Genomic DNA, 21,006 nt, shown 5'->3' with positions numbered 1-21,006 from the left:
GGGTTCCTTTTTACAGGCACCACCAGATATTACTTATTAGTTTACCCCCTTCTATAAAAAAGTGAAATCATTTGCTTTCTGGTCAAAAATGAGGGCACTTTCTTTTTTCATTTTCTAATAAACGAGGATTTATTTTTGTTAACAAAGCGTTATATTTCCCAAAAAAAAATGAATGGTTTAGAATTTTATTATAGAGAAAAGGAGGACGTAAGAATGAGTGAACCTATTTTGACTGATCCACGGGAACTTTATCACACGGGTAAATACAGCAAACAGGAACAAGATACGCCTGCTTTACAAGAAGAAATGCGACCAAAACCTGATTGTGGTGAAGACTCTTATGAGGGAAGTCAGCAGTTAGAAAACCGGCGGGTACTGATTACCGGTGGGGATTCTGGGATCGGACGAGCAGCAGCGATTGCCTTCGCTCGTGAAGGAGCAGACATTGCCCTGCACTTTTTCCCAGGAGAAGAAGAAGATGCCGAAGAAGTTGCAGGGTACATCAAAGAAGCCGGACGCAAAGTGATTTTGCTACCCTATGACCTGCGAGACGAAGCGGCACCACAAGAGATCGTTGACAAAGCGGTAGCAGCATTAGGTGGGTTAGATACATTAGTATTGAACGCAGCACAGCAAATCACGCGGCCATCGATTGCAGAATTACCGATTGAACAAGTGAAAGACACCTTTATGGTAAACATTATCTCAATGTTTGCATTAGTGAAAGCAGCTGAGCCACACTTACCGGCTGGGGGAGCGATCGTGACAACGACTTCTGTCCAAGCCTTTAGTCCAAGCGCCCATTTAATGGATTATGCGGCAACCAAATCGGCGATCGCCAGTTTTACAGTCAGCTTGGCGAAACAATTTGCTGAAAAAGGGATTCGGGTCAATGGGGTAGCCCCAGGACCAATCTGGACACCATTACAGTTAGATCATGGCCAACCGCAAGACAAGCTGCCTGAATTTGGTCAGCAAGCATTACTGGAGCGGGCAGGACAACCAGCTGAGCTGGCACCCGTCTATGTCTTTTTAGCTTCCAATAAAGCTAGCTATGTGACAGCACAGATTTATGGTGTTACCGGCGGAGAAGCCATCAACTTGTAAGCTTATCAAAAAATCGGAGAAAAAGGAGGAGGTGTCCTATGAGTAAAGGGTGGAAAATCGTATCAATCATCGTTTCGTTGATCTTTATCACTGTCTTATTACCAATCGTTTTAATGAGTAATCCTTACATGCAGCTGCCATTTGGTTTGGACAGCAGAGGCAATGTCGTCACGTATTTCTTTGACAACTTGTTTATGCGTCAATATATGTTTTGGGTAGCCGTTGTTTTAATCGCCGTATTCTTGATCGTGATCTTAGTCGTGCTGTTTTATCCAAAAACCAAAACAACCTTTGTTTTGAAAGAGGATAAGGGCGCATTGACGATCGATAAGAAAGCGATCGAAGGACTTGTACGTACGAAAGTAAATGAAAAAGAATTTGTTGAAGGACCAAAAGTTCATGTCAAGGCGACCAAAAATCGAATTTTAATCAAAATCAAAGGCCGCTTGAAACGGACGTCTGCCTTAGTTGGCAAAACCGAAAACTTAATGGCGGAAATCCAACAAGATGTCCAACGAGTGCTTGGCTCAAGTGAAAAAGTCAAAGTCGAAGTCAATTATGCGAATTTTGAACAAAATGAGACTCCGGAAAACCCGCGAGTAGAATAGGAGGGCTATGATGAACGAACTACAACAATACAAAATCCCATTGATTTTTGGAGCAATCGGCCTTGTTCTGGCTGTGTTGTTTGTAACGATCGGTTTTTTCAAAACATTGCTGATTCTACTCCTAACAGGTTTGGGTTTTGCGCTAGGATTGTATCTCCAACGTACCGGTATCATCGACGAATTTTTTAACCAACAATAACGTATTTTATAGGAGGAATTTTTAATGAATAACGATAAAAACGAATTAAACAATGAAAAAAATGTCAGTGCACATCCAGATCCAGTGGTTCCCAACACCAATCATCAAGCCAATGAAAATGCGATTCCAATGACTGAATCACCTGATCCAGTGGTACCAAATGCTGAAAAAGCAGTAGCAGGACAACAAAATGGACCAAAACCAGGGGATCATCCAGCACCAGGAAATCCAGATCCAGCCGGACATCATCCAGCACCGCCAAAACCTGGCCACAACGATTTTGAAGGACCAACCGGGGATGCACCCGTTCATGGTTCATTGACCTATGATGACAAAGTGATCCAAAAAATTATCGGAATTGCATTAGAAAATGTAGATGGCCTGTTGACGGTCGATGGTGGTTTCTTCTCTAATATTGCTGAAAAATTAGTTAATACAGACAATGTGACTGCCGGTATCAATACTGAAGTTGGGAAAAAACAAGTAGCCGTTGATTTAGATATCGTGGTTGAATACGACCGCAACATCCCAGAAATCGCTGAACAAGTCAAAGAAGTCATTCAAAAAGAAGTAACGACAATGACCCAATTAGAAGTGATCGAAGTCAACATCAACGTTGTGGATGTGAAAACAATCGCTGAATACGAAGAGGAACAAGAAACGGTTCAAGACAAAGTAACGTCAGCTGCTTCTAAAACCGGCGACTTTGCTTCACGTCAAACCAACAAAGCCAAACATGCGGCTTCCCGCGCGTCTGATCGTATCGAAGAATACAACGAACCTCGCGTGAAATAAAAAAGTTTCATATGAAACAAAAACAAGCATTGATCCTGAGATCAATGCTTGTTTCTTTGAGAAAAAAGCTGACCAGCAGGGTTGGCAGCCTTGCTGGTCAAGGAAAAATGAAAAAAGTTTTTTGGATTGAAATGAGTATAATTTCTATGCCTTAAACCAACCTTAAAGCCCCAGTTAAAAAATAGTAAATTCTCCTAGAAAGCAATCTCTGGCTATTGCATCGCACTGCTTTTTGCGTTAAAGTAGGAACTAGTCTGTGAAACATTTTTCTGTTTCACAAAATAGAAAGGATTCGTTATGCTACCTGAAGAATTTCATGAAGAATTACGCAAAAACGGGATCGTTTTAACCGAAGAACAAATGGAAAAATTCGCTGTCTATTTCGAGCGTTTAGTCGAATGGAATCAGAAGATGAATCTAACCGCAATCACGGAAAAATCAGAAGTGTATTTAAAGCATTTCTACGATTCTGTTTCCTTAGCTTTTGAAACCGCCTTTGACCCGAAAAGTCATTTGTGCGATGTCGGTTCAGGTGCTGGCTTTCCAAGTATTCCACTAAAAATCGTGTTTCCTGAATTAGAAGTGACGATCGTCGACTCTTTAAATAAGCGCATCACCTTTTTACAAACTCTTGTGACGGATCTACAATTGGAAAATGTCCACTTGTACCATGACCGTGCAGAAACATTTGGTCAAAACCCGCAATTTCGTGGGCAATTCGATTATGTGACCGCTCGAGCGGTTGCCCGTTTGAATGTGTTAACGGAACTCTGTGTGCCATTGGTGAAAAAAGCAGGCTATTTTTATGCGCTCAAAGCTGCCAAAAGCGAGGAAGAACTGGTTGAAGCCAAACCAGCGATCTCACTCTTAGGCGGCAAATTTATTGAAGAAAAAAGCTTTACCTTACCGGTCAGCGGCGATGAACGCCATCTTTTGATCATTCAAAAGAAAAAAGAAACGCCAAAGAAATACCCCCGCAAACCGGGAATGCCAGCGAAACAACCAATTAAATAGGAGGAAAATCAATGGCCCGTATTATTTCTGTTGCAAACCAAAAAGGCGGCGTAGGCAAAACCACCACAACGGTGAACCTAGGTGCGTCCTTAGCATTTGTCGGCAAAAAAGTGTTACTCGTAGATATTGATGCCCAAGGCAACGCCACAAGCGGTGTCGGCATTCGCAAACCAGATGTGGAACAAGACATCTATGATGTATTAGTCAATGAAACACCGATCGTTGAAGCGATTTTACCTAGCAGCCGAGAAAACTTGGATATCGTTCCAGCGACGATCCAATTAGCTGGTGCGGAAATTGAATTGACCTCCATGATGGCACGGGAATCTCGATTGAAATCGGCTTTGAATGAAATCAAAGAACAATACGATTATATCTTTATCGATTGCCCGCCATCTTTAGGTCATTTGACGATCAATGCCTTTACCGCCAGTGATTCGATTTTGATCCCAGTCCAATGTGAGTACTATGCATTGGAAGGGCTGAGCCAACTATTGAATACCGTGCGTTTAGTACAAAAACATTTTAACCCTGAGTTAGAGATCGAAGGGGTCTTACTGACGATGTATGATGCCCGCACGAACTTAGGCGCGGAAGTCGTGGAAGAAGTCCGCCGCTATTTCCAAGAAAAAGTATACGAAACCATTATTCCGCGGAATATCCGGTTGTCTGAAGCACCTAGTCATGGATTGTCGATCATTGATTATGATCCACGCTCAAAAGGAGCCGAAGTCTATCAGACGTTAGCAAAGGAAGTGTTAGCCCGTGAAGAATAAAGGGAAAGGATTAGGGCGTGGGATCGATGCGTTGTTTCAAGACCTGCAAGGGTTAGAAGAAGTCGATATCAAGACAGAAAAAGTCGTTGAACTGCCTTTAAACGAATTAAGACCCAACCCTTATCAACCGCGAAAAACCTTTGATGAGCTTTCATTACAAGAACTGGCCAATTCGATCCAGCATTCGGGGGTCTTTCAACCGATCATCGTGCGGCAATCATCCGTCAAAGGCTATGAGATCATTGCTGGTGAACGCCGGTTTCGAGCGTCCAAATTAGCTGGCAAGGAAACGATCCCAGCCATCATCCGCAATTTTGATGAAGAAGCGATGATGCAAGTCGCCGTTTTAGAAAACTTGCAGCGGGAAGATTTAAATCCTTTAGAAGAAGCAGAAGCCTATGACATGCTGATGAAGAACTTGAAATTGACCCAAGCACAAGTCGCTGAACGTTTAGGGAAAAGCCGCCCGTATATCGCCAATTATTTGCGGTTACTGTCCTTGCCGAAACTCGTCAAAGAAATGGTTCAAGATGACCGTTTGTCTATGGGGCAAGCCCGGACATTATTAGGCTTGAAAAACAAAGAACAGATCTTAAAATTAGCCAATCGTTGTGTCAAAGAAAATCTGACAGTCCGCCAATTAGAACAAATGGTCGCTGAGATGAACGACACGAAAAACGAAAAGAAAAAAGTGCCGCGTCTGATTCGGGAAAAACCGTACTATTTACGAGAAAGCGAAGAACGGTTGATGGATAAATTCGGCACGAATGTCGAGATCCGCGAAAAAGAAGGCAAAGGCAAAATCGAGATCGAATACCTGTCACAAAAAGATTTAACCCGTATTTTAGATTTATTGAACATTCAATTTGATGAAGCTTGAGGTGATAAAGATGTATGATCTTGGGGATATTGTCGAAATGAAAAAACCGCATGCCTGCAAAGCCAATCGTTGGGAAATCATCCGCATGGGGGCAGACATCAAAATAAAGTGTACGAATTGCGGCCACATCGTCATGATGACGCGCCGAGAATTTGATAAAAAGATGAAGAAAATCCTAGAAAAAAAAGAGAAAGAGTGAAGTGAAGCATGGCGTTAACTGCCGGAATCGTTGGATTGCCAAATGTGGGCAAATCTACTTTATTTAATGCAATAACCAAAGCAGGAGCAGAAGCCGCAAACTATCCGTTTGCGACGATCGATCCGAATGTAGGAATGGTGGAAGTGCCAGATTGGCGCTTACAGCGTTTAACAGAATTAGTCCGTCCGAAAAAGACAGTCCCAACCACCTTTGAATTTACGGATATTGCTGGAATCGTCCGCGGTGCCAGCAAAGGGGAAGGATTAGGGAACCAATTTTTGAGCCATATCCGCCAAGTGGATGCGATCTGTCATGTCGTTCGTTGTTTCGACGACGACAACATCACCCACGTGGAAGGCCGCGTGGACCCATTAGCTGATATCGACACCATCAACTTGGAGTTGGTTTTAGCAGATTTAGAATCCGTCAACAAGCGCTATACTCGGGTCGCAAAAATTGCTAAAACCAAAGACAAAGATGCGGTTGCGGAATTGGCCGTTCTTGATAAAATCAAACCGGTCCTAGAAGAAGGGATCTCAGCTCGTTCGATCGAATTTACAGATGAAGAACAGCGCATCGTCAAAAGTTTGTTTTTACTAACGACCAAACCAGTTTTATACGTTGCCAACGTAGCAGAAGAAGACGTGGCAGACTATGAAACCAATGACTATGTCAACAAAGTGAAGGAATTTGCAGCAAGCGAAAATGCGGAAGTGATCGTCATCAGTGCTCGTGCTGAAGAAGAGATCGCTGAGCTGGAAGAAGAAGACAAAGCAGAGTTTTTAGAAGCATTAGGAATTGAAGAATCAGGGTTGGATCAATTGATTCGTGCCGCCTATGATTTGCTGGGTCTAGCAACGTACTTTACCGCTGGTGAACAAGAAGTGCGTGCGTGGACGTTCCGTAAAGGCATCAAAGCACCGCAAGCAGCGGGGATCATCCATACGGACTTTGAGCGCGGCTTTATTCGTGCGGAAACTGTTTCCTTTGAAGATCTGAACCAATACGGCACGATGCAAGCGGCCAAAGAAGCCGGTCGGGTACGTTTGGAAGGAAAAGATTATGTCGTGCAAGATGGCGACGTGATGTTGTTCCGTTTTAACGTATAAAGGGCTTTCTTCCCAGTGAATTTGTGGTAAAATGTCCATTGTGAAGAAAACGCAGAAGGGAGAATCAATTCATGGAACCAGAAACTCTGCGAAATTATGTTTCCGAAAATCGTGAATTAGAACAACAATTAACAAAACGAAACCAACAATATATATTTGATTTAAAAAAATCGCTAGAGGCAGCCAACCTTTCTGAAGAAGAAAAAACGATTGCCTTGCATGAGATGCTGCCGGTCTTAGTCAAAGAACAAAAAGGCGGCAAAACGGCCCGCCAATTATTTGGTACAGTGTCTGAACGTACCGAAGCCATCATCAACAAACCCGTTGAGCAAAAAGAATCCGGCCCCTTCTTGATGTGGTTGGATAACACCTTGCTGATTTTAGGGATTTTTGGGTTGATGCTAGGGGTTATGGGAATCTTTACTAGAGGACAAGCACAACCTTATGGCTTATTGACCCTCTTCTTGATGGCGATGCTTGCTGGTTGGGTCTTCTACTTGATGTACAAATACATGTATCAATATGAACGCCCGGGTGCTGATAAGAGCAAACGGCCGAAGATGTGGAAGATCATTTTGATTTTAGTCGCAGCCTTCATGCTATGGATCGTTGTGATCTCGCTTTCTGCGATGATCCAACCACCATTGAATCCACAAGTGGACCCTGTGATCGAAGCCTTGATCGGGGCAGTGGCATTAGCAGCGAAGTACTACTTGAAACGCAAATACAATATCATCAGCAGTCTGTCTGTTCCTAGAGGCTGATGGCTACACGTTGATCGTGCGCCTTCTTTTGTTAAAAAAGACCGCACGATCAGCGTGTTTTTTTAGAAAAAATGGCGAATTATGAGATTTGACCAAAGGTTTGAAGAGGATTATTAAGAAAGCTTTCCGAATGGTTGACTTATGAAAAAATCTTTGCTATTTTTTTTAAAATACCTAAAAATTTTAAGGAGTGGTTACAAAAATGTCCAACTGGGAAACCAAATTTGTAAAAAAAGGGTTAACGTTTGATGATGTCTTATTGATTCCGGCAGAAAGTCACGTCTTGCCAAATGACGTGGATATGAAAGTGCAGCTTGCCCCGAATATTACACTAAATATTCCAATCATAAGTGCCAGTATGGATACCGTAACTGATAGTAAAATGGCGATCTCAATGGCGCGTCAAGGCGGACTTGGCGTGATTCACAAAAACATGAGTATCGCCGCGCAAGCAGATGAAGTGCGCAAAGTAAAACGTTCTGAAAGCGGCGTGATCATCGATCCGTTTTTCTTAACACCAAGTCACTTAGTTGCTGATGCAGAACATTTGATGAGCAAGTACCGCATCAGCGGGGTACCGATCGTAGAAACGATGGAAAACCGCAAATTAGTCGGTATCATCACGAACCGCGACATGCGTTTTGTCACGGATTATACGATGCCGATCAATGATGTGATGACCAAAGACCAATTGATCACAGCACCTGTCGGTACTTCGTTGAAAGATGCGGAAAAAATCTTACAACAACACAAGATCGAAAAATTACCGATCGTTGATGAAGCAGGGATCTTAAGCGGTTTGATCACCATCAAAGATATTGAAAAAGTAATCGAATTCCCGAATGCAGCCAAAGACACGCATGGACGCCTATTAGTGGCAGCGGCAGTCGGCGTTACTAGCGATACCTTTGAACGAGCACAAGCATTATTGGATGCAGGCGTGGACGCGATCGTCATTGATACTGCCCATGGACACAGTGCGGGTGTTTTACGCAAAATCTCTGAAATTCGCGCGCATTTCCCAGAAGCGACATTGATTGCTGGAAATGTTGCCACTGCAGAAGGCACGAAAGCATTGTATGATGCTGGTGTCGATGTCGTAAAAGTCGGGATCGGTCCAGGATCGATCTGTACTACTCGGGTGGTAGCCGGTGTCGGAGTTCCTCAATTGACAGCGATCTATGATGCAGCCTCTGTGGCACGTCAATATGGCAAAGCAATCATTGCCGATGGTGGGATCAAGTACTCTGGCGATATCGTCAAAGCTTTAGCAGCTGGCGGACATGCTGTAATGCTCGGTAGCATGTTGGCAGGAACTGACGAATCACCAGGTGAATTTGAAATCTATCAAGGCCGTCGCTTCAAAACGTACCGCGGAATGGGTTCATTGGGGGCAATGGAAAAAGGCTCCAGCGACCGTTACTTCCAAGGGGGCGTAAATGAAGCCAACAAATTGGTTCCAGAAGGCATTGAAGGACGTGTCGCTTATAAAGGCAGCGTTTCTGATATCATCTTCCAAATGATCGGCGGGTTGAAATCAGGGATGGGTTATGTCGGTGCCGGCAATCTGCAGCAATTACGTGATGAAGCACAATTCATCCAAATGAGCGGCAACGGACTAAAAGAATCACATCCCCACGATGTTCAAATCACGAAAGAAGCACCAAACTACTCCGTAAAATCATAAAATGTTTCACGTGAAAACCAACGCCCCCTCTGTTCAAAAGTGGACAGAGGGGGCGTTTGGTTCTAAAAAAGGGTGCCGATCTTGCCAAAATGGCTGAGATCGGCACCCTTTTCTCTAAAATCGCTGCTGGATGATCAGCAAATCGCTTTAGCAGTAACTTATTCGTTTGATTTCAACGCATCGATCATATTGACATGAGTCAGTTTCACATGGGTGACGTACATCACGATGATCGTAAAGAGAATCGTCATGCCACCGGCTAAAGCATAAGCCGGCCAATTGATCACTAATGGAAAGACCATGTTCTCCATCGAAGCTTGGATCAAAATAAAGTCAGTCAAGAAGTAACCTACCACGTAACCTGCGAGAATCCCAAATAACGTAAAGACGATATTTTCTCGTACGATGTACATAGTCACTTCCTTATTGTAAAACCCTAATACTTTGATAGTAGAAAGCTCGCGAATCCGCTCGGAAACATTGATGTTGGTCAAGTTATACAAGACGACAAAGGCTAATGCCCCTGATAATACAACTAAGATCAAGACAATGGCGTTCAAGTTACCCATCGAATCATTCTGCATTTTGATCTGAGTGGAAAGGAACGTCGTGTTTTTGACTTTGTCGGTATCTAACAAGGCTGTTGATAAAGCTTCCTCTTGTTTTTTCGTCATCGTCTTGCTTTTGACTAAGAACGCATTTGGTTCAAAGGTACTATTGGTGATTTCTTCATAAACGGTCGGCGACAGATAAAGAGAATTGCCTAAATAATTTTCTGCGATGCCACTAATAGGTACTTCATAGGCTTCTTGATCGCTGGTATAGAAGGTCAATGTATCGCCAACGTGCAAATCATATAATTCTGCGTACTTCATAGTCAGCACGGCACCCTCTGTTAATGACAGCTTCTGTCCTGCCGTCGTTTTCAAATGGACATAGTCTGCAAAAGCATCTTGATCTGCCGGAACCATCAAGGTCAGACTTTGTTTTCCTTGGTTAGCCGGTCGAATCTCGATCGTTTCATTGTAGACTAGCATCGAATGGGTCAAAAGAGGCTCGTCTGTTAAAACCGTTTCAGCGGCAGCAACGGTTTCTTCCTTCGCATCATTTAAGGTCACGACGGCTTGATAATCCGTAATGGGCCCAAATTGTTTTGCAGTCACGGCACTTAGAGAATCTTTCAACCCAACGCCTGCCACCATCAGTCCCGTACAACCGGCGATGCCAATGATTGCCATGATCATTCGCGATTTGTAGCGGAAGATGTTACGGAAGCTGACTTTTTGATTGAAGCTTAAACGGGACCATAAGGGGGTAATTGCTTCTAATAAAATCCGTTTCCCGGGCTTTGGTGCGCGAACTTGCAGCAGCTGGGCAGGTTTTTCCCGCAATTCTTTGATCAGAACAAACAGACAGGCACCAAGCGTCGCCAGTAAAAAGGCGATTGCGGCCAAAATAATTGGCGACCAGACATAATAGACGCGAATCCCGTCTAAAAGATACCGTTCGCTGGATAGGAAATAGATCAAACGCGGCAACAGTTCGGTTCCTAATACGGCACCACTAATAATGCCAATGGCCGAAGAAAGGAGGGCATAAATCAAATATTTAAGGGAGATCTCGACTTTGCCATAGCCCATCGCTTTTAAGGTACCGATCTCTTTGCGGTTTTCTTCTACCATCCGCGTCAGTGTCGTAAAGGTGATCAACGCAGCGATAAAGAAGAAGAAGACAGGAAACACATTGGCGATCGCTGCGATACGATCAGACAGCCCACCATATTCTTGGAAACCGGGATTGTCTTTGCGCTGGTTGTAAAGATACGTCGGCTCTGCCAAGTCTTCGATCTCTGCCCGTTTTTCTGCCAGTGTTTGTTGGGCATCGGTTAGTTCTTGTTGCTGTTCATCTAATTGGTCTTGCTGCTGTGTCAATTCTGCTTCTCCAGCCGCCAATTGGCCTTCGAGGGCTGCTTGTTGTACGGGCGGCAGCTGTGCCAAGGCGGCTTGCTGTTGTTCTAGTTCCGCTTTGGCCTGATCCAGTTGGGCTTGTCCATCAGCTAACTGTTTTTGTCCATCGCGGACTTCTTTTTCTGCAGGGGCTAATTCATCAAAAGCGTCTTGTTGAATTTCTGCTAAGCGTTCCTTAGGACGGTCCGCAAACAGTTCCTCAATCGTTTCTTGATGGGCTGCCATCTTGTCGGTGTACGTATCGGAGTATGTTTCAAGCCCGGCGACATCATCAAAGGCGAGATAGAGGATCGATTTGACCTCCATCGTGAACTGTTCTTCCGGTACATAAGCAAAGTACGTCACGACACCGCTGCCGACATTTGCATAGCCCCGTTCGGCAGCACTGATATAAATGGGAGAAGTGGCAAACCCAACGATCGTATACTCTTTGTCCGACAGATTATCGGCATCATCGATCGTAAAAGTATCACCTATTTGCCAGCCATAATTTTTTGCTTCGGTGTCCAGCACGATTTCATCGGCTTTTTCTGGCAGTCGGCCGTCCTTCACCAGTAACTGGTTGAGTTCCTGTGAGGGGTCATAGGAGGTCACTTGCACGACTTCATCTGAATTGGCAGCGTAATAAAATTGATAGGCGGCTTCTGTGTGAGCAGCGCTTTTTTCCGCGGCATCAATGTCGTCCTTCGTCAATCCCAGCGTGGAAGTGACTTGCAGATCTGCTAATTGCTGGCCGTTGACATATTCACTCGCGGAATGGTTCAGGATCGGGCCGGTTGCTTTGACACCGACAAAGAGAAACGTTCCTAAAAAAATGATCAAGGTGATTGCGATAAAGCGGCCTTTTGATTGGCGAATCTCTCGCAAACTTGCTTTAAGATAGGTCTTATTTTTCATCAGATCCTCCTACCAAACGATTTCATCGATCGAGATGGGATGAGGATTCTCTTCAATGGAACGGACAGTGGCATCGTTGATATGGATCACCCGATCGGCGATCGGGGCAATGGCGCTATTATGGGTGATGATCAACACCGTATTGCCATTTTTCCGGCTAGCGTTTTGCAAAAGCTTCAACACTTGTTTTCCTGTTTCAAAGTCCAAAGCACCAGTCGGTTCATCGCATAGCAGCAGTTTCGGGTTTTTGGCTAACGCCCGAGCGATCGATACCCGCTGCTGTTCCCCACCAGAAAGCTGAGAAGGAAAGTTGTTTTTGCGGTTTTCTAACCCGACTTGGGCCAAGACTTCATCAGGATCGAGTGCATTCGGTGAGACTTCAGTAGCCAATTCAATGTTTTCTTTTGCTGTCAGATTTGGGACCAAATTATAAAACTGGAAGACAAACCCAACGTCTGTGCGGCGGTATTCTGTTAATTGTTTGTCGTTAAACTTCGCGATATCAACATTGTCGATAATGATTTCTCCTTCATCTGGCGAGTCCATCCCGCCTAAGATATTCAAAACGGTCGATTTTCCGGCACCACTAGGTCCAAGAATCACCACTAATTCGCCTTCTTCAATGGCAAAGGAAAGATCATTGTTGGCAGTGATAGTGGTTTCGCCCATCTGATAGCGTTTATATTCATTCTTTACTTCAACATAACTCATTAATAAAGCCTCCATTTTTTAAACACGTGTTGATTTAATCACATGGTGTTAGTATACTAAGAAAGAAAAGTAAGAGCAATCCTCAATGCTTGCTTATTTGTCATTAAATAGACAAATATTGATTAAATGTACAGAGAAAAGGGGAAACGATATGGTAGGGACTGTCGGGAACCGTCGAACGATCTACTCGAAAAAAGTGATCCGGCGCGCCTTTCAGGAGTTATTGTTGGAAAAAGAGTATCGCAAAATCACGATCAAAGAGATTGCGGAACGAGCAGATATCAATCGGGGAACATTTTATAAATATTATAAGGACACAGCCGCTTTGTTGGAGGAGATCGAAGGGGAGCTCGTTGAGCAGATCGCATCGAACTTGCAGCAGGAAAATTTGTCATTGGATCTTTGGCTGGAAAAACTATTGACGATTTTGTATGAGAATCCTAGTACCACCCATTTGATTTTGTTGAACAACAGCCATTTGCTGAATCTTTTGTTGTCAGAAATCAAACCGGAGACCTTGAAACGATTTGCCCAATACTTTCAAGATGCTTCCGAGGAAGAATTGGAACTGTGCCTTAGCTTTTTTGTCTGCGGGTCTATCGGTTTGATCGAACGCTGGCTCAAAGATTTTTCAACGATGCCGCCAAAAGCTGTCGCTGATCTATTGATTCAAATTTTTGTGACTAATGTGTATGAAGAAAAGAAGGGCTAAAAAAGAGGGAATGATCCAATAACTAAAAAGGAACGCAGCAAGAGACAATTTGCTGGGTTCCTTTTTCTCTTAATCAACGAGGCGTTCATCGTTCATCCCAAAGTATTGATGCAACGGTTTTTGCCGTGCTTCTAATAATTGATCGACGGTCACGAATTCGTAGCCTTCGTTTTTGAGTGTTTTAATGACTCCCGGTACGGCTTTCACAGATTTCGGGTGAATATCATGGATCAAGATCATGGCACCATTAAAGACATTTTGTTGAACCAAGGCATTGATTTTCTTCGGATCCTTCAATTTCCAGTCTTGAGAATCGATGTCCCATTGAATGATCGGCATGCCGATGGTTTCTGCGCTTTGTTTGTCGATAGCGCCATAAGGGGGCCGTAAATTCCTAGGTAGTAAACCCGTCGCATTGTAAATGGCTTTATTGGTTTTCGTAACTTCTGCCTGCAAATCTTCCGCTGAAAGAGTATTCAGCTGCGGATGAGAGTAAGAATGACTGGCGATCTCGTGTCCAGCTTCTTGGACTTTTTTGGCGGCTTGCGGATATTGCTCAACCATTTGTCCCAGCATAAAGAAGGTCGCTTTGACGTCATTTTCTTGTAAGATGTTCAAAAGATCCATAGTGGAGGTACTGTTGGGTCCATCATCAAAGGTCAATGCCACGTATTTTTTATTGGGGTCAAGACTTGGCAAGGCATTGTTGAGTTGGTCAGCAGCCACGAGATCAGGATCAATGAATGGGGCGATCTCGCTGTAAGACAGGGTGATTTCTGTCGCTTCCGTCTGATTTTTTGGCAATTCGATGGTCAGCTTCTCTGGATCGTAAGTAAATTTCGAATCGAAGGTGATCCGCTCCATGGCCAAGACGGCGTCGATGATTTTGGCGGGTTCCTTGGCTTGATCCAGCAGTTTCTGCTGAATGACTTGTTGAATACCTAATAAGCTGCCTTCATCAGGAACCAGTTCTTTCAAAGACAATTCGGTTTGCGTCTTCTCTGATACGAAGATCGGTGCATCCGTTAGGCTTTCCGCATCTTCAAAACGTCCGGTTTCTCGATTCCACACATAGCTGTCGGCTTTTAATGAATAGGTAGAGACTTTTGCAGCTACCGTTTGTGCTTGGATACGGGCAACGGTGACGACTTCTTTTTCCGTTTGTTTTTTGCGCAATGACTCAGCGGCTTTTGTCAACCGGTCTTTGATATCTTTGATGGGAAACGTATCGAGGTCTTGCGGGCGGTAGATCAGTTCTTTGTTTGCTCCTTCTGAGAGCACTTCAGGCGTTGTTTTTAACCCATTTTGGCTTTGTTCTGCTTGGATTGATGCCAGTAATTTCTCTGCAGCTGCCTCATATTTTGCTTTGGCCGCAACTTCTTGTTGGTGCAAGGTGTAAAGAACCGAGCTAGCCGTTGCGATCAAAACGATCAATAATAAGGCAAATAAGGAAAAAATTGCTTTCCGATACGGCTTCTTTCTCGAGGGTGGTCCTTTCGGTCTTTCTTCAGCTGATGCTGTTCGTTTTTGATTATTGTTTGGTTTCTTGTGCAAGTCACTCCGACGGGCATAGGTCTTTCGTTCGGGCATTGGTGATGCTCCCTTCATTCCATCCTAAATTATGCCCACGTTACCATAAGACACAGGCACTTTCAACGATCATGCCCGGTTTCTGATAGAGGATTAAAAAGACAAAGGGATTTTTCTAATTATTCGCTTAAAAATTACAGCCTTGTTGCGTTTTTTCTCTTGCAAGAAGTGATCAAAGTGGTTAGGGGGATGGAAACCACTATAGGCTACGTGAACAAGAAAACCCCTAGGCAACAGCTCACGCGGTGTGACTGTTCTCTAGGGGTTGCTACTGAGGTTACTAAGGCTTAGGCTTTTTCAATTTTTGTCAGTCCGCCCATATAAGGAACCAGAACTTCTGGTACCGTTACACTGCCGTCTTCGTTTTGATAATTTTCAAGCACTGCGGCTACCGTCCGACCGACAGCCAAACCAGAGCCGTTTAGTGTATGCATGTAGTGAATCTTGCCCTCTTGATCACGGTAACGGATCATGGCACGACGTGCTTGGAAGTCTTCACAGTTTGAGCAAGAGCTGATCTCACGATACATCTCTTGGGCAGGGATCCATACTTCTAAATCATAGGTCTTCGCTGCAGAAAAGCCCATATCTCCTGTACACAAGCTAAGCACACGGTAAGGCAAATTGAGTTTTTGCAAAATATCTTCGGCATTAGCCGTCATTTTCTCTAATTCTTCATAAGAATGTTCTGCATCACTGAATTTCACCATTTCGACTTTATTGAATTGGTGCAAGCGAATCAAACCGCGAGTGTCACGGCCAGCGCTGCCGGCTTCTGAACGAAATGATGGGCTCAAGGCAGTGAAGTAGGCAGGGAGCTGTTCTTGTTCTAAGATCTCCCCTTGATAGTAGTTGGTCAAAGGTACTTCCGCAGTCGGGATCAAAGTCAAATCAGTGTCTGCCAATTGGAAAACATCTTCTTTGAACTTCGGAAATTGCCCAGTACCGAACATTGCTTGGCTATTGACGATATACGGGGTGATCATCTCCGTATACCCATGCTCATAAACATGCTGATCCAACATGAAGTTGTATAAGGCACGTTCCAAACGAGCACCTAAGCCTTTGTAGTAAACAAAACGGCTACCAGAAACTTTGGCACCCCGCTCAAAGTCGAGGATCCCCAAGTCTTCTGCGATCTCCCAATGGGGTTTTGGTTCAAAGGCAAAGGTTTTTGGGTCTGCCCAGCGGCGGACTTCTACATTGTCGTCTTCATCTTTGCCCACCGGAACAGAATCATTGGGCAAGTTCGGCAACGTCGTGGCGATCTCTTTGATGTCTTCATCAATTTGAGCGATCTCTTCATCCAATTGCTTGATTTGGCTGCCGACTTCTTTCATTTGGGCAATTTTATCTGCCGCATCTTCTTTCGCCCGTTTCAAGGCGGCGATCTCACCAGAAACCTCATTACGCAATTTCTTGCGCTCTTCCGTTTGGACTAAGAGTTCTCGGCGACGCTCATCAAGTGTTAAAAAGCGGTCCAACACTTCTTTTTGGACACCTCGTGTTGCGAGTTTGCTTTGTACTTCAGCAAAATTTTGGCGAATCATTTTTACATCTAACATAGTGATACATCCTCCTTTGATTTTTCCATAGAAAAAAGGCCATTCCAATCCCGTATTGCTTGGGACGAAATGACCATTCGCGGTGCCACCCAAGTTCAGCTTGCGCTGCCCTTGCTGCTCGTATCGTGAGCCAACGATTTTTCTTTCGAAAAATACACGTTAAAGAACTGGATTCTATTTTTTCCAACACTGATTTTCACCAACCATCAGCTCTCTATACAGATGAAAAAAATATACTAGGTTCTGTGCCTTGATTATTTTCTCTAGCATACCCAAAAAATGTTGGGTCGTCAACCATAGGTTTGTGTGTTGGATAAGTTGTTGCGTTTCAACGGGAGATGGATAATAAAGGACGTCCATTCCGGCGTTGACTTGGCATAGATATAGCCGCCATGTAAGGCGACGATGCTTTGAGCGATCGCTAGACCTAAGCCAGTTCCTCCTGTTTCTTGAGAGCGGGATTCTTCCACTCGGTAGAAACGGTCGAATAGAGAATCAAGGGCTTGCTTAGGGATCATTTGCCCATTGTTTTTGACTGTTAAGATCGCTTCGGTCCCGACTTTCTCGACTTCCATGCGGATCTTATCGGCGCCTTTGCCGTATTTCAAGGCATTCGAAAGCAAGTTATTGAAGACCCGCACCAGTTTTTCGGTATCGCCATCCATCTCGATGTGTTCCGGACGGGTATATGTTTCAATCTTGATGCCTTTCCGACTAGCTTCTAATTCAAAGTCCGCCGCCAATTGTTCCACTAGCTGGGCCATGTCAAATTCCATCACATTGATTGGGACGCTAGGCTGGCGCACTTTTGTGTATTCAAACAAATCATCGACAAGGGATTTCATTTGCTTGGCTTTGACATACGCCGTATGGGTATATTTCAGCAATTCTTCTTCTGAATGGTATTGTCGATCTTCAATTAGACCTAAATAGCCGATGATCGAAGTCAACGGTGTTCGAATGTCATGACTGACATTGGTAATCAGCTCATCTTTGGATTGCTCGATCCGCCGTTCATCTTCAATCGCCGCCACCGTACTGTCGACTAAGCCATTGATATTAGAAACGATCCGACTTAAATCGCCCCGTAACTCGAAGGGGATGCGATGATCGTAATTGCCTTCCGCAATAAAATGAAGCTCGCTGATGATGTGACGTAGCTGCATTTGATGGTAGCGACGAATCAAACGCCAATATAAGACGATCACATCTAATAGGAAGAACATCGGTAGAATGAAGTTGCGCCCACTGCGGAAGATATCTGTATTAAAGGCAGATGTGAAAGCATTCTTCGATGCGTAGATGGCATCAACTAAATCTGGTGAATTTTCAACGATTGAGGTCAAGATGACCAAAATAGCGATATTTAATAGAAGTAAAAGAACAATCGTTACAATTCCTTCGGCAAATAACTCACTGATTTCCTTTGAGGTCAGCGTGATCCGTTTCTTTTTTTCGATTGGTGTGTTGCGCTTTTTTTCAGTTGGTTTACTTCGCATCTATTTTGTAGCCGACCCCCCATACTGTTTGGATGACTTTTTCACCATCCGTGGCTTCTTCGATCTTATCTCGTAAGTGACTGACATGGACCATAACTGTTTTGGCAGAAACGACACTTTCTTGTTTCCAAACTCGTTCAAAAATCTCGTCGGCGCTAAAGACACGGTTCGGATGCGATGCCAGCAAGTAGAGGATACCGAATTCTAATGCAGTCAATTGAATTTCGTTGCCATCGACGGTTTTTACTTCATGGGAATCGCGATTGATAATAAGGGAGCTTACTTCTAGAATCTCTGGTTGATTTGAAGCAGCCTGCATCTTGGTTCTTCTCAATAGCGATTTTACCCGGGCCATAACTTCTAATGGGTTGAAAGGTTTTGTGACATAATCATCCGCACCGGCGACCAATCCACGAATCTTATCCATATCGGTTGTTTTAGCGGTCAGCATAATAATAGGGATTTGGGATTCTTTTCTCAATTCTTTCACGACTTGCATGCCATCCATTTCTGGCATCATGATATCTAAGATCAATAGTTCGATATCAGAAGTGGTGCGGATCTTAGTCAGTGCTTCTTTTCCATCATATGCTTTGACCGATTCATAACCTTCATTGTGTAAATAAATGCTTAATAGTTCTACGATCTCTTTGTCATCATCTGCTACAAGTATTTTCATACTGGGTCCTCCTAGGAACAATATTCTTTTCTCCATTTTAGCAAATATTCCACAAAATAGATAAAATCATACTTAAATTTATAAGAATGATAGGAATTAAGAAAACACAAAAAGGAAAAAGACGAACGATAGGCAAATAATAACGGAAAAAGTCCTTAAAAAAGGCGGAAATCACGGACTAAAAATCACGAATCATCTTTGGAAACGGAGTAACTAGAAACGTTGGTCTATCAATCATTTTATGGTTGACGAATAGCGCAAGTCTTGGTATATTATTACATGTGCCAAATGACTAAACGAATTCGTAAAAAGAATTTAAAAAAGTGGTTGACGCACAGCTCGACAGATGATATTATAACGAAGTCGCAATAATAAAATAGTTAATCGATGTTGATACATCAACAAAATTAATTAAAAAAAGTTGTTGACAAATAACAAATCATTTGTTATTCTAATGAAGTCGCTGAGACAGCCGCTGCGAAGTTGAAAAACAACGAGCGAAAAAAAACTTTTAAAAAAGAGTTGACAATCAATTGTCGCTCTGATATGATATAAAAGTTGCTAACACAGCACTGTAGACCTTTGAAAACTGAACAAAGCAAGCAAACGAACCAATGTGTAGGACGTTTCAATTTATTGAAACAAATACATGCAAGCAATAGCTAGCAAAGTTAATTTTTATGAGCTTAATGACCGTATGGTCATTCAAACAAATCATTATGAGAGTTTGATCCTGGCTCAGGACGAACGCTGGCGGCGTGCCTAATACATGCAAGTCGAACGCTTTTTCTTTCACCGGAGCTTGCTCCATCGAAAGAAAAAGAGTGGCGAACGGGTGAGTAACACGTGGGTAACCTGCCCATCAGAAGGGGATAACACTTGGAAACAGGTGCTAATACCGTATAACACTATTTTCCGCATGGAAGAAAGTTGAAAGGCGCTTTTGCGTCACTGATGGATGGACCCGCGGTGCATTAGCTAGTTGGTGAGGTAACGGCTCACCAAGGCAACGATGCATAGCCGACCTGAGAGGGTGATCGGCCACACTGGGACTGAGACACGGCCCAGACTCCTACGGGAGGCAGCAGTAGGGAATCTTCGGCAATGGACGAAAGTCTGACCGAGCAACGCCGCGTGAGTGAAGAAGGTTTTCGGATCGTAAAACTCTGTTGTTAGAGAAGAACAAGGATGAGAGTAGAACGTTCATCCCTTGACGGTATCTAACCAGAAAGCCACGGCTAACTACGTGCCAGCAGCCGCGGTAATACGTAGGTGGCAAGCGTTGTCCGGATTTATTGGGCGTAAAGCGAGCGCAGGCGGTTTCTTAAGTCTGATGTGAAAGCCCCCGGCTCAACCGGGGAGGGTCATTGGAAACTGGGAGACTTGAGTGCAGAAGAGGAGAGTGGAATTCCATGTGTAGCGGTGAAATGCGTAGATATATGGAGGAACACCAGTGGCGAAGGCGGCTCTCTGGTCTGTAACTGACGCTGAGGCTCGAAAGCGTGGGGAGCGAACAGGATTAGATACCCTGGTAGTCCACGCCGTAAACGATGAGTGCTAAGTGTTGGAGGGTTTCCGCCCTTCAGTGCTGCAGCAAACGCATTAAGCACTCCGCCTGGGGAGTACGACCGCAAGGTTGAAACTCAAAGGAATTGACGGGGGCCCGCACAAGCGGTGGAGCATGTGGTTTAATTCGAAGCAACGCGAAGAACCTTACCAGGTCTTGACATCCTTTGACCACTCTAGAGATAGAGCTTCCCCTTCGGGGGCAAAGTGACAGGTGGTGCATGGTTGTCGTCAGCTCGTGTCGTGAGATGTTGGGTTAAGTCCCGCAACGAGCGCAACCCTTATTGTTAGTTGCCATCATTTAGTTGGGCACTCTAGCGAGACTGCCGGTGACAAACCGGAGGAAGGTGGGGATGACGTCAAATCATCATGCCCCTTATGACCTGGGCTACACACGTGCTACAATGGGAAGTACAACGAGTTGCGAAGTCGCGAGGCTAAGCTAATCTCTTAAAGCTTCTCTCAGTTCGGATTGTAGGCTGCAACTCGCCTACATGAAGCCGGAATCGCTAGTAATCGCGGATCAGCACGCCGCGGTGAATACGTTCCCGGGCCTTGTACACACCGCCCGTCACACCACGAGAGTTTGTAACACCCGAAGTCGGTGAGGTAACCTTTTTGGAGCCAGCCGCCTAAGGTGGGATAGATGATTGGGGTGAAGTCGTAACAAGGTAGCCGTATC

General features: G+C 44.2%; 19 protein-coding genes and 1 rRNA gene. 14 read left to right on the top strand and 6 right to left on the bottom strand.

Translation table 11 applies throughout. The annotated features are described in order from the left end of the window. Positions 1 to 213 precede the first annotated feature (213 nt). From A5882_RS04680 to guaB, 12 genes are all read left to right on the top strand, one after another. Positions 214 to 1,107: an SDR family oxidoreductase gene (locus A5882_RS04680; RefSeq protein ID WP_008376956.1), complete on the top strand. Its 894-nt coding sequence runs from the start codon at positions 214 to 216 to the stop codon at positions 1,105 to 1,107. Positions 1,108 to 1,145: 38 nt separating this feature from the next. Continuing rightward, on the top strand, positions 1,146 to 1,715 hold the full coding sequence (gene amaP / locus A5882_RS04675; protein ID WP_005232936.1) for an alkaline shock response membrane anchor protein AmaP: 570 nt from the start codon (positions 1,146 to 1,148) through the stop codon (positions 1,713 to 1,715). A 7-nt stretch (positions 1,716 to 1,722) separates the two neighbouring features. Continuing rightward, positions 1,723 to 1,914: a DUF2273 domain-containing protein gene (locus A5882_RS04670; protein WP_005226258.1), complete on the top strand. Its 192-nt coding sequence runs from the start codon at positions 1,723 to 1,725 to the stop codon at positions 1,912 to 1,914. 24 nt (positions 1,915 to 1,938) lie between these two features. Further along, positions 1,939 to 2,709 carry an Asp23/Gls24 family envelope stress response protein gene (locus A5882_RS04665; RefSeq protein ID WP_005232937.1) on the top strand — a complete coding sequence of 257 codons (771 nt, stop codon included), beginning with the start codon at positions 1,939 to 1,941 and terminating at the stop codon, positions 2,707 to 2,709. Positions 2,710 to 2,720: 11 nt separating this feature from the next. Further along, a complete protein-coding gene (locus A5882_RS19725; RefSeq protein ID WP_005232938.1) occupies positions 2,721 to 2,864 on the top strand; it encodes a hypothetical protein in 144 nt (47 codons plus the stop codon). A 142-nt stretch (positions 2,865 to 3,006) separates the two neighbouring features. Beyond that, a complete protein-coding gene (gene rsmG, locus A5882_RS04660; protein WP_016611681.1) occupies positions 3,007 to 3,723 on the top strand; it encodes a 16S rRNA (guanine(527)-N(7))-methyltransferase RsmG in 717 nt (238 codons plus the stop codon). Positions 3,724 to 3,734: 11 nt separating this feature from the next. Continuing rightward, positions 3,735 to 4,499 carry a ParA family protein gene (locus A5882_RS04655; protein ID WP_005226255.1) on the top strand — a complete coding sequence of 255 codons (765 nt, stop codon included), beginning with the start codon at positions 3,735 to 3,737 and terminating at the stop codon, positions 4,497 to 4,499. Further along, positions 4,489 to 5,379 carry a ParB/RepB/Spo0J family partition protein gene (locus A5882_RS04650; RefSeq protein ID WP_005226254.1) on the top strand — a complete coding sequence of 297 codons (891 nt, stop codon included), beginning with the start codon at positions 4,489 to 4,491 and terminating at the stop codon, positions 5,377 to 5,379. The genes A5882_RS04655 and A5882_RS04650 overlap by 11 nt, the downstream gene beginning before the upstream one ends. Before the next feature lie 10 nt (positions 5,380 to 5,389). Beyond that, the gene (locus A5882_RS04645; RefSeq protein WP_005226253.1) at positions 5,390 to 5,578 is read left to right on the top strand and encodes a DUF951 domain-containing protein; all 189 of its coding nucleotides are present in this window, start codon (positions 5,390 to 5,392) and stop codon (positions 5,576 to 5,578) included. An 8-nt stretch (positions 5,579 to 5,586) separates the two neighbouring features. Continuing rightward, entirely contained in the window at positions 5,587 to 6,687 is a 1,101-nt protein-coding gene (gene ychF / locus A5882_RS04640; RefSeq protein ID WP_005226252.1) for a redox-regulated ATPase YchF, read from the top strand. Between the two features lie 71 nt (positions 6,688 to 6,758). Beyond that, positions 6,759 to 7,451 carry a DUF1129 domain-containing protein gene (locus A5882_RS04635; protein ID WP_005226251.1) on the top strand — a complete coding sequence of 231 codons (693 nt, stop codon included), beginning with the start codon at positions 6,759 to 6,761 and terminating at the stop codon, positions 7,449 to 7,451. 202 nt (positions 7,452 to 7,653) lie between these two features. Then, positions 7,654 to 9,138, top strand: coding sequence for an IMP dehydrogenase (gene guaB / locus A5882_RS04630; protein ID WP_005226250.1), 1,485 nt, complete (start codon positions 7,654 to 7,656; stop codon positions 9,136 to 9,138). 158 nt (positions 9,139 to 9,296) lie between these two features. Here guaB and A5882_RS04625 read toward each other — a convergent pair whose 3' ends face one another. Together A5882_RS04625 and A5882_RS04620 are read right to left on the bottom strand one after the other, a co-directional pair. Beyond that, complete coding sequence (locus tag A5882_RS04625) at positions 9,297 to 12,002, bottom strand: FtsX-like permease family protein (RefSeq protein WP_086372480.1); 2,706 nt, start codon at positions 12,000 to 12,002, stop codon at positions 9,297 to 9,299. Positions 12,003 to 12,011: 9 nt separating this feature from the next. Then, complete coding sequence (locus A5882_RS04620) at positions 12,012 to 12,713, bottom strand: ABC transporter ATP-binding protein (protein ID WP_008376960.1); 702 nt, start codon at positions 12,711 to 12,713, stop codon at positions 12,012 to 12,014. 85 nt (positions 12,714 to 12,798) lie between these two features. Between A5882_RS04620 and A5882_RS04615 the strand changes: the two genes are divergently transcribed. After that, positions 12,799 to 13,425, top strand: coding sequence for a TetR/AcrR family transcriptional regulator (locus tag A5882_RS04615; RefSeq protein WP_005232942.1), 627 nt, complete (start codon positions 12,799 to 12,801; stop codon positions 13,423 to 13,425). Positions 13,426 to 13,494: 69 nt separating this feature from the next. On the opposite strand, the gene A5882_RS04610 is transcribed toward A5882_RS04615, so the two are convergent. From A5882_RS04610 to A5882_RS04595, 4 genes are all read right to left on the bottom strand, one after another. Next, entirely contained in the window at positions 13,495 to 15,015 is a 1,521-nt protein-coding gene (locus tag A5882_RS04610) for a polysaccharide deacetylase family protein (protein WP_086298915.1), read from the bottom strand. Between the two features lie 287 nt (positions 15,016 to 15,302). Further along, positions 15,303 to 16,580, bottom strand: coding sequence for a serine--tRNA ligase (gene serS, locus A5882_RS04605; protein WP_005232944.1), 1,278 nt, complete (start codon positions 16,578 to 16,580; stop codon positions 15,303 to 15,305). Positions 16,581 to 16,870: 290 nt separating this feature from the next. After that, on the bottom strand, positions 16,871 to 18,079 hold the full coding sequence (locus A5882_RS04600) for a cell wall metabolism sensor histidine kinase WalK (RefSeq protein WP_005232945.1): 1,209 nt from the start codon (positions 18,077 to 18,079) through the stop codon (positions 16,871 to 16,873). Then, positions 18,069 to 18,758, bottom strand: a complete 690-nt coding sequence (locus tag A5882_RS04595; RefSeq protein ID WP_008376963.1) for a response regulator transcription factor — start codon at positions 18,756 to 18,758, stop codon at positions 18,069 to 18,071. The genes A5882_RS04600 and A5882_RS04595 overlap by 11 nt, the downstream gene beginning before the upstream one ends. A 715-nt stretch (positions 18,759 to 19,473) precedes the next feature. Between A5882_RS04595 and A5882_RS04590 the strand changes: the two genes are divergently transcribed. Further along, positions 19,474 to 21,006 (top strand): 16S ribosomal RNA (locus A5882_RS04590).

It is taken from the genome of Enterococcus sp. 4E1_DIV0656 (genome assembly GCF_002140695.1).
Classification (GTDB): Bacteria; Bacillota; Bacilli; order Lactobacillales; family Enterococcaceae; genus Enterococcus_D; species Enterococcus_D entomosocium.
Note: the sequence above shows the minus strand (reverse complement) of the source record. Positions and strands in the feature narration are given on the sequence as shown.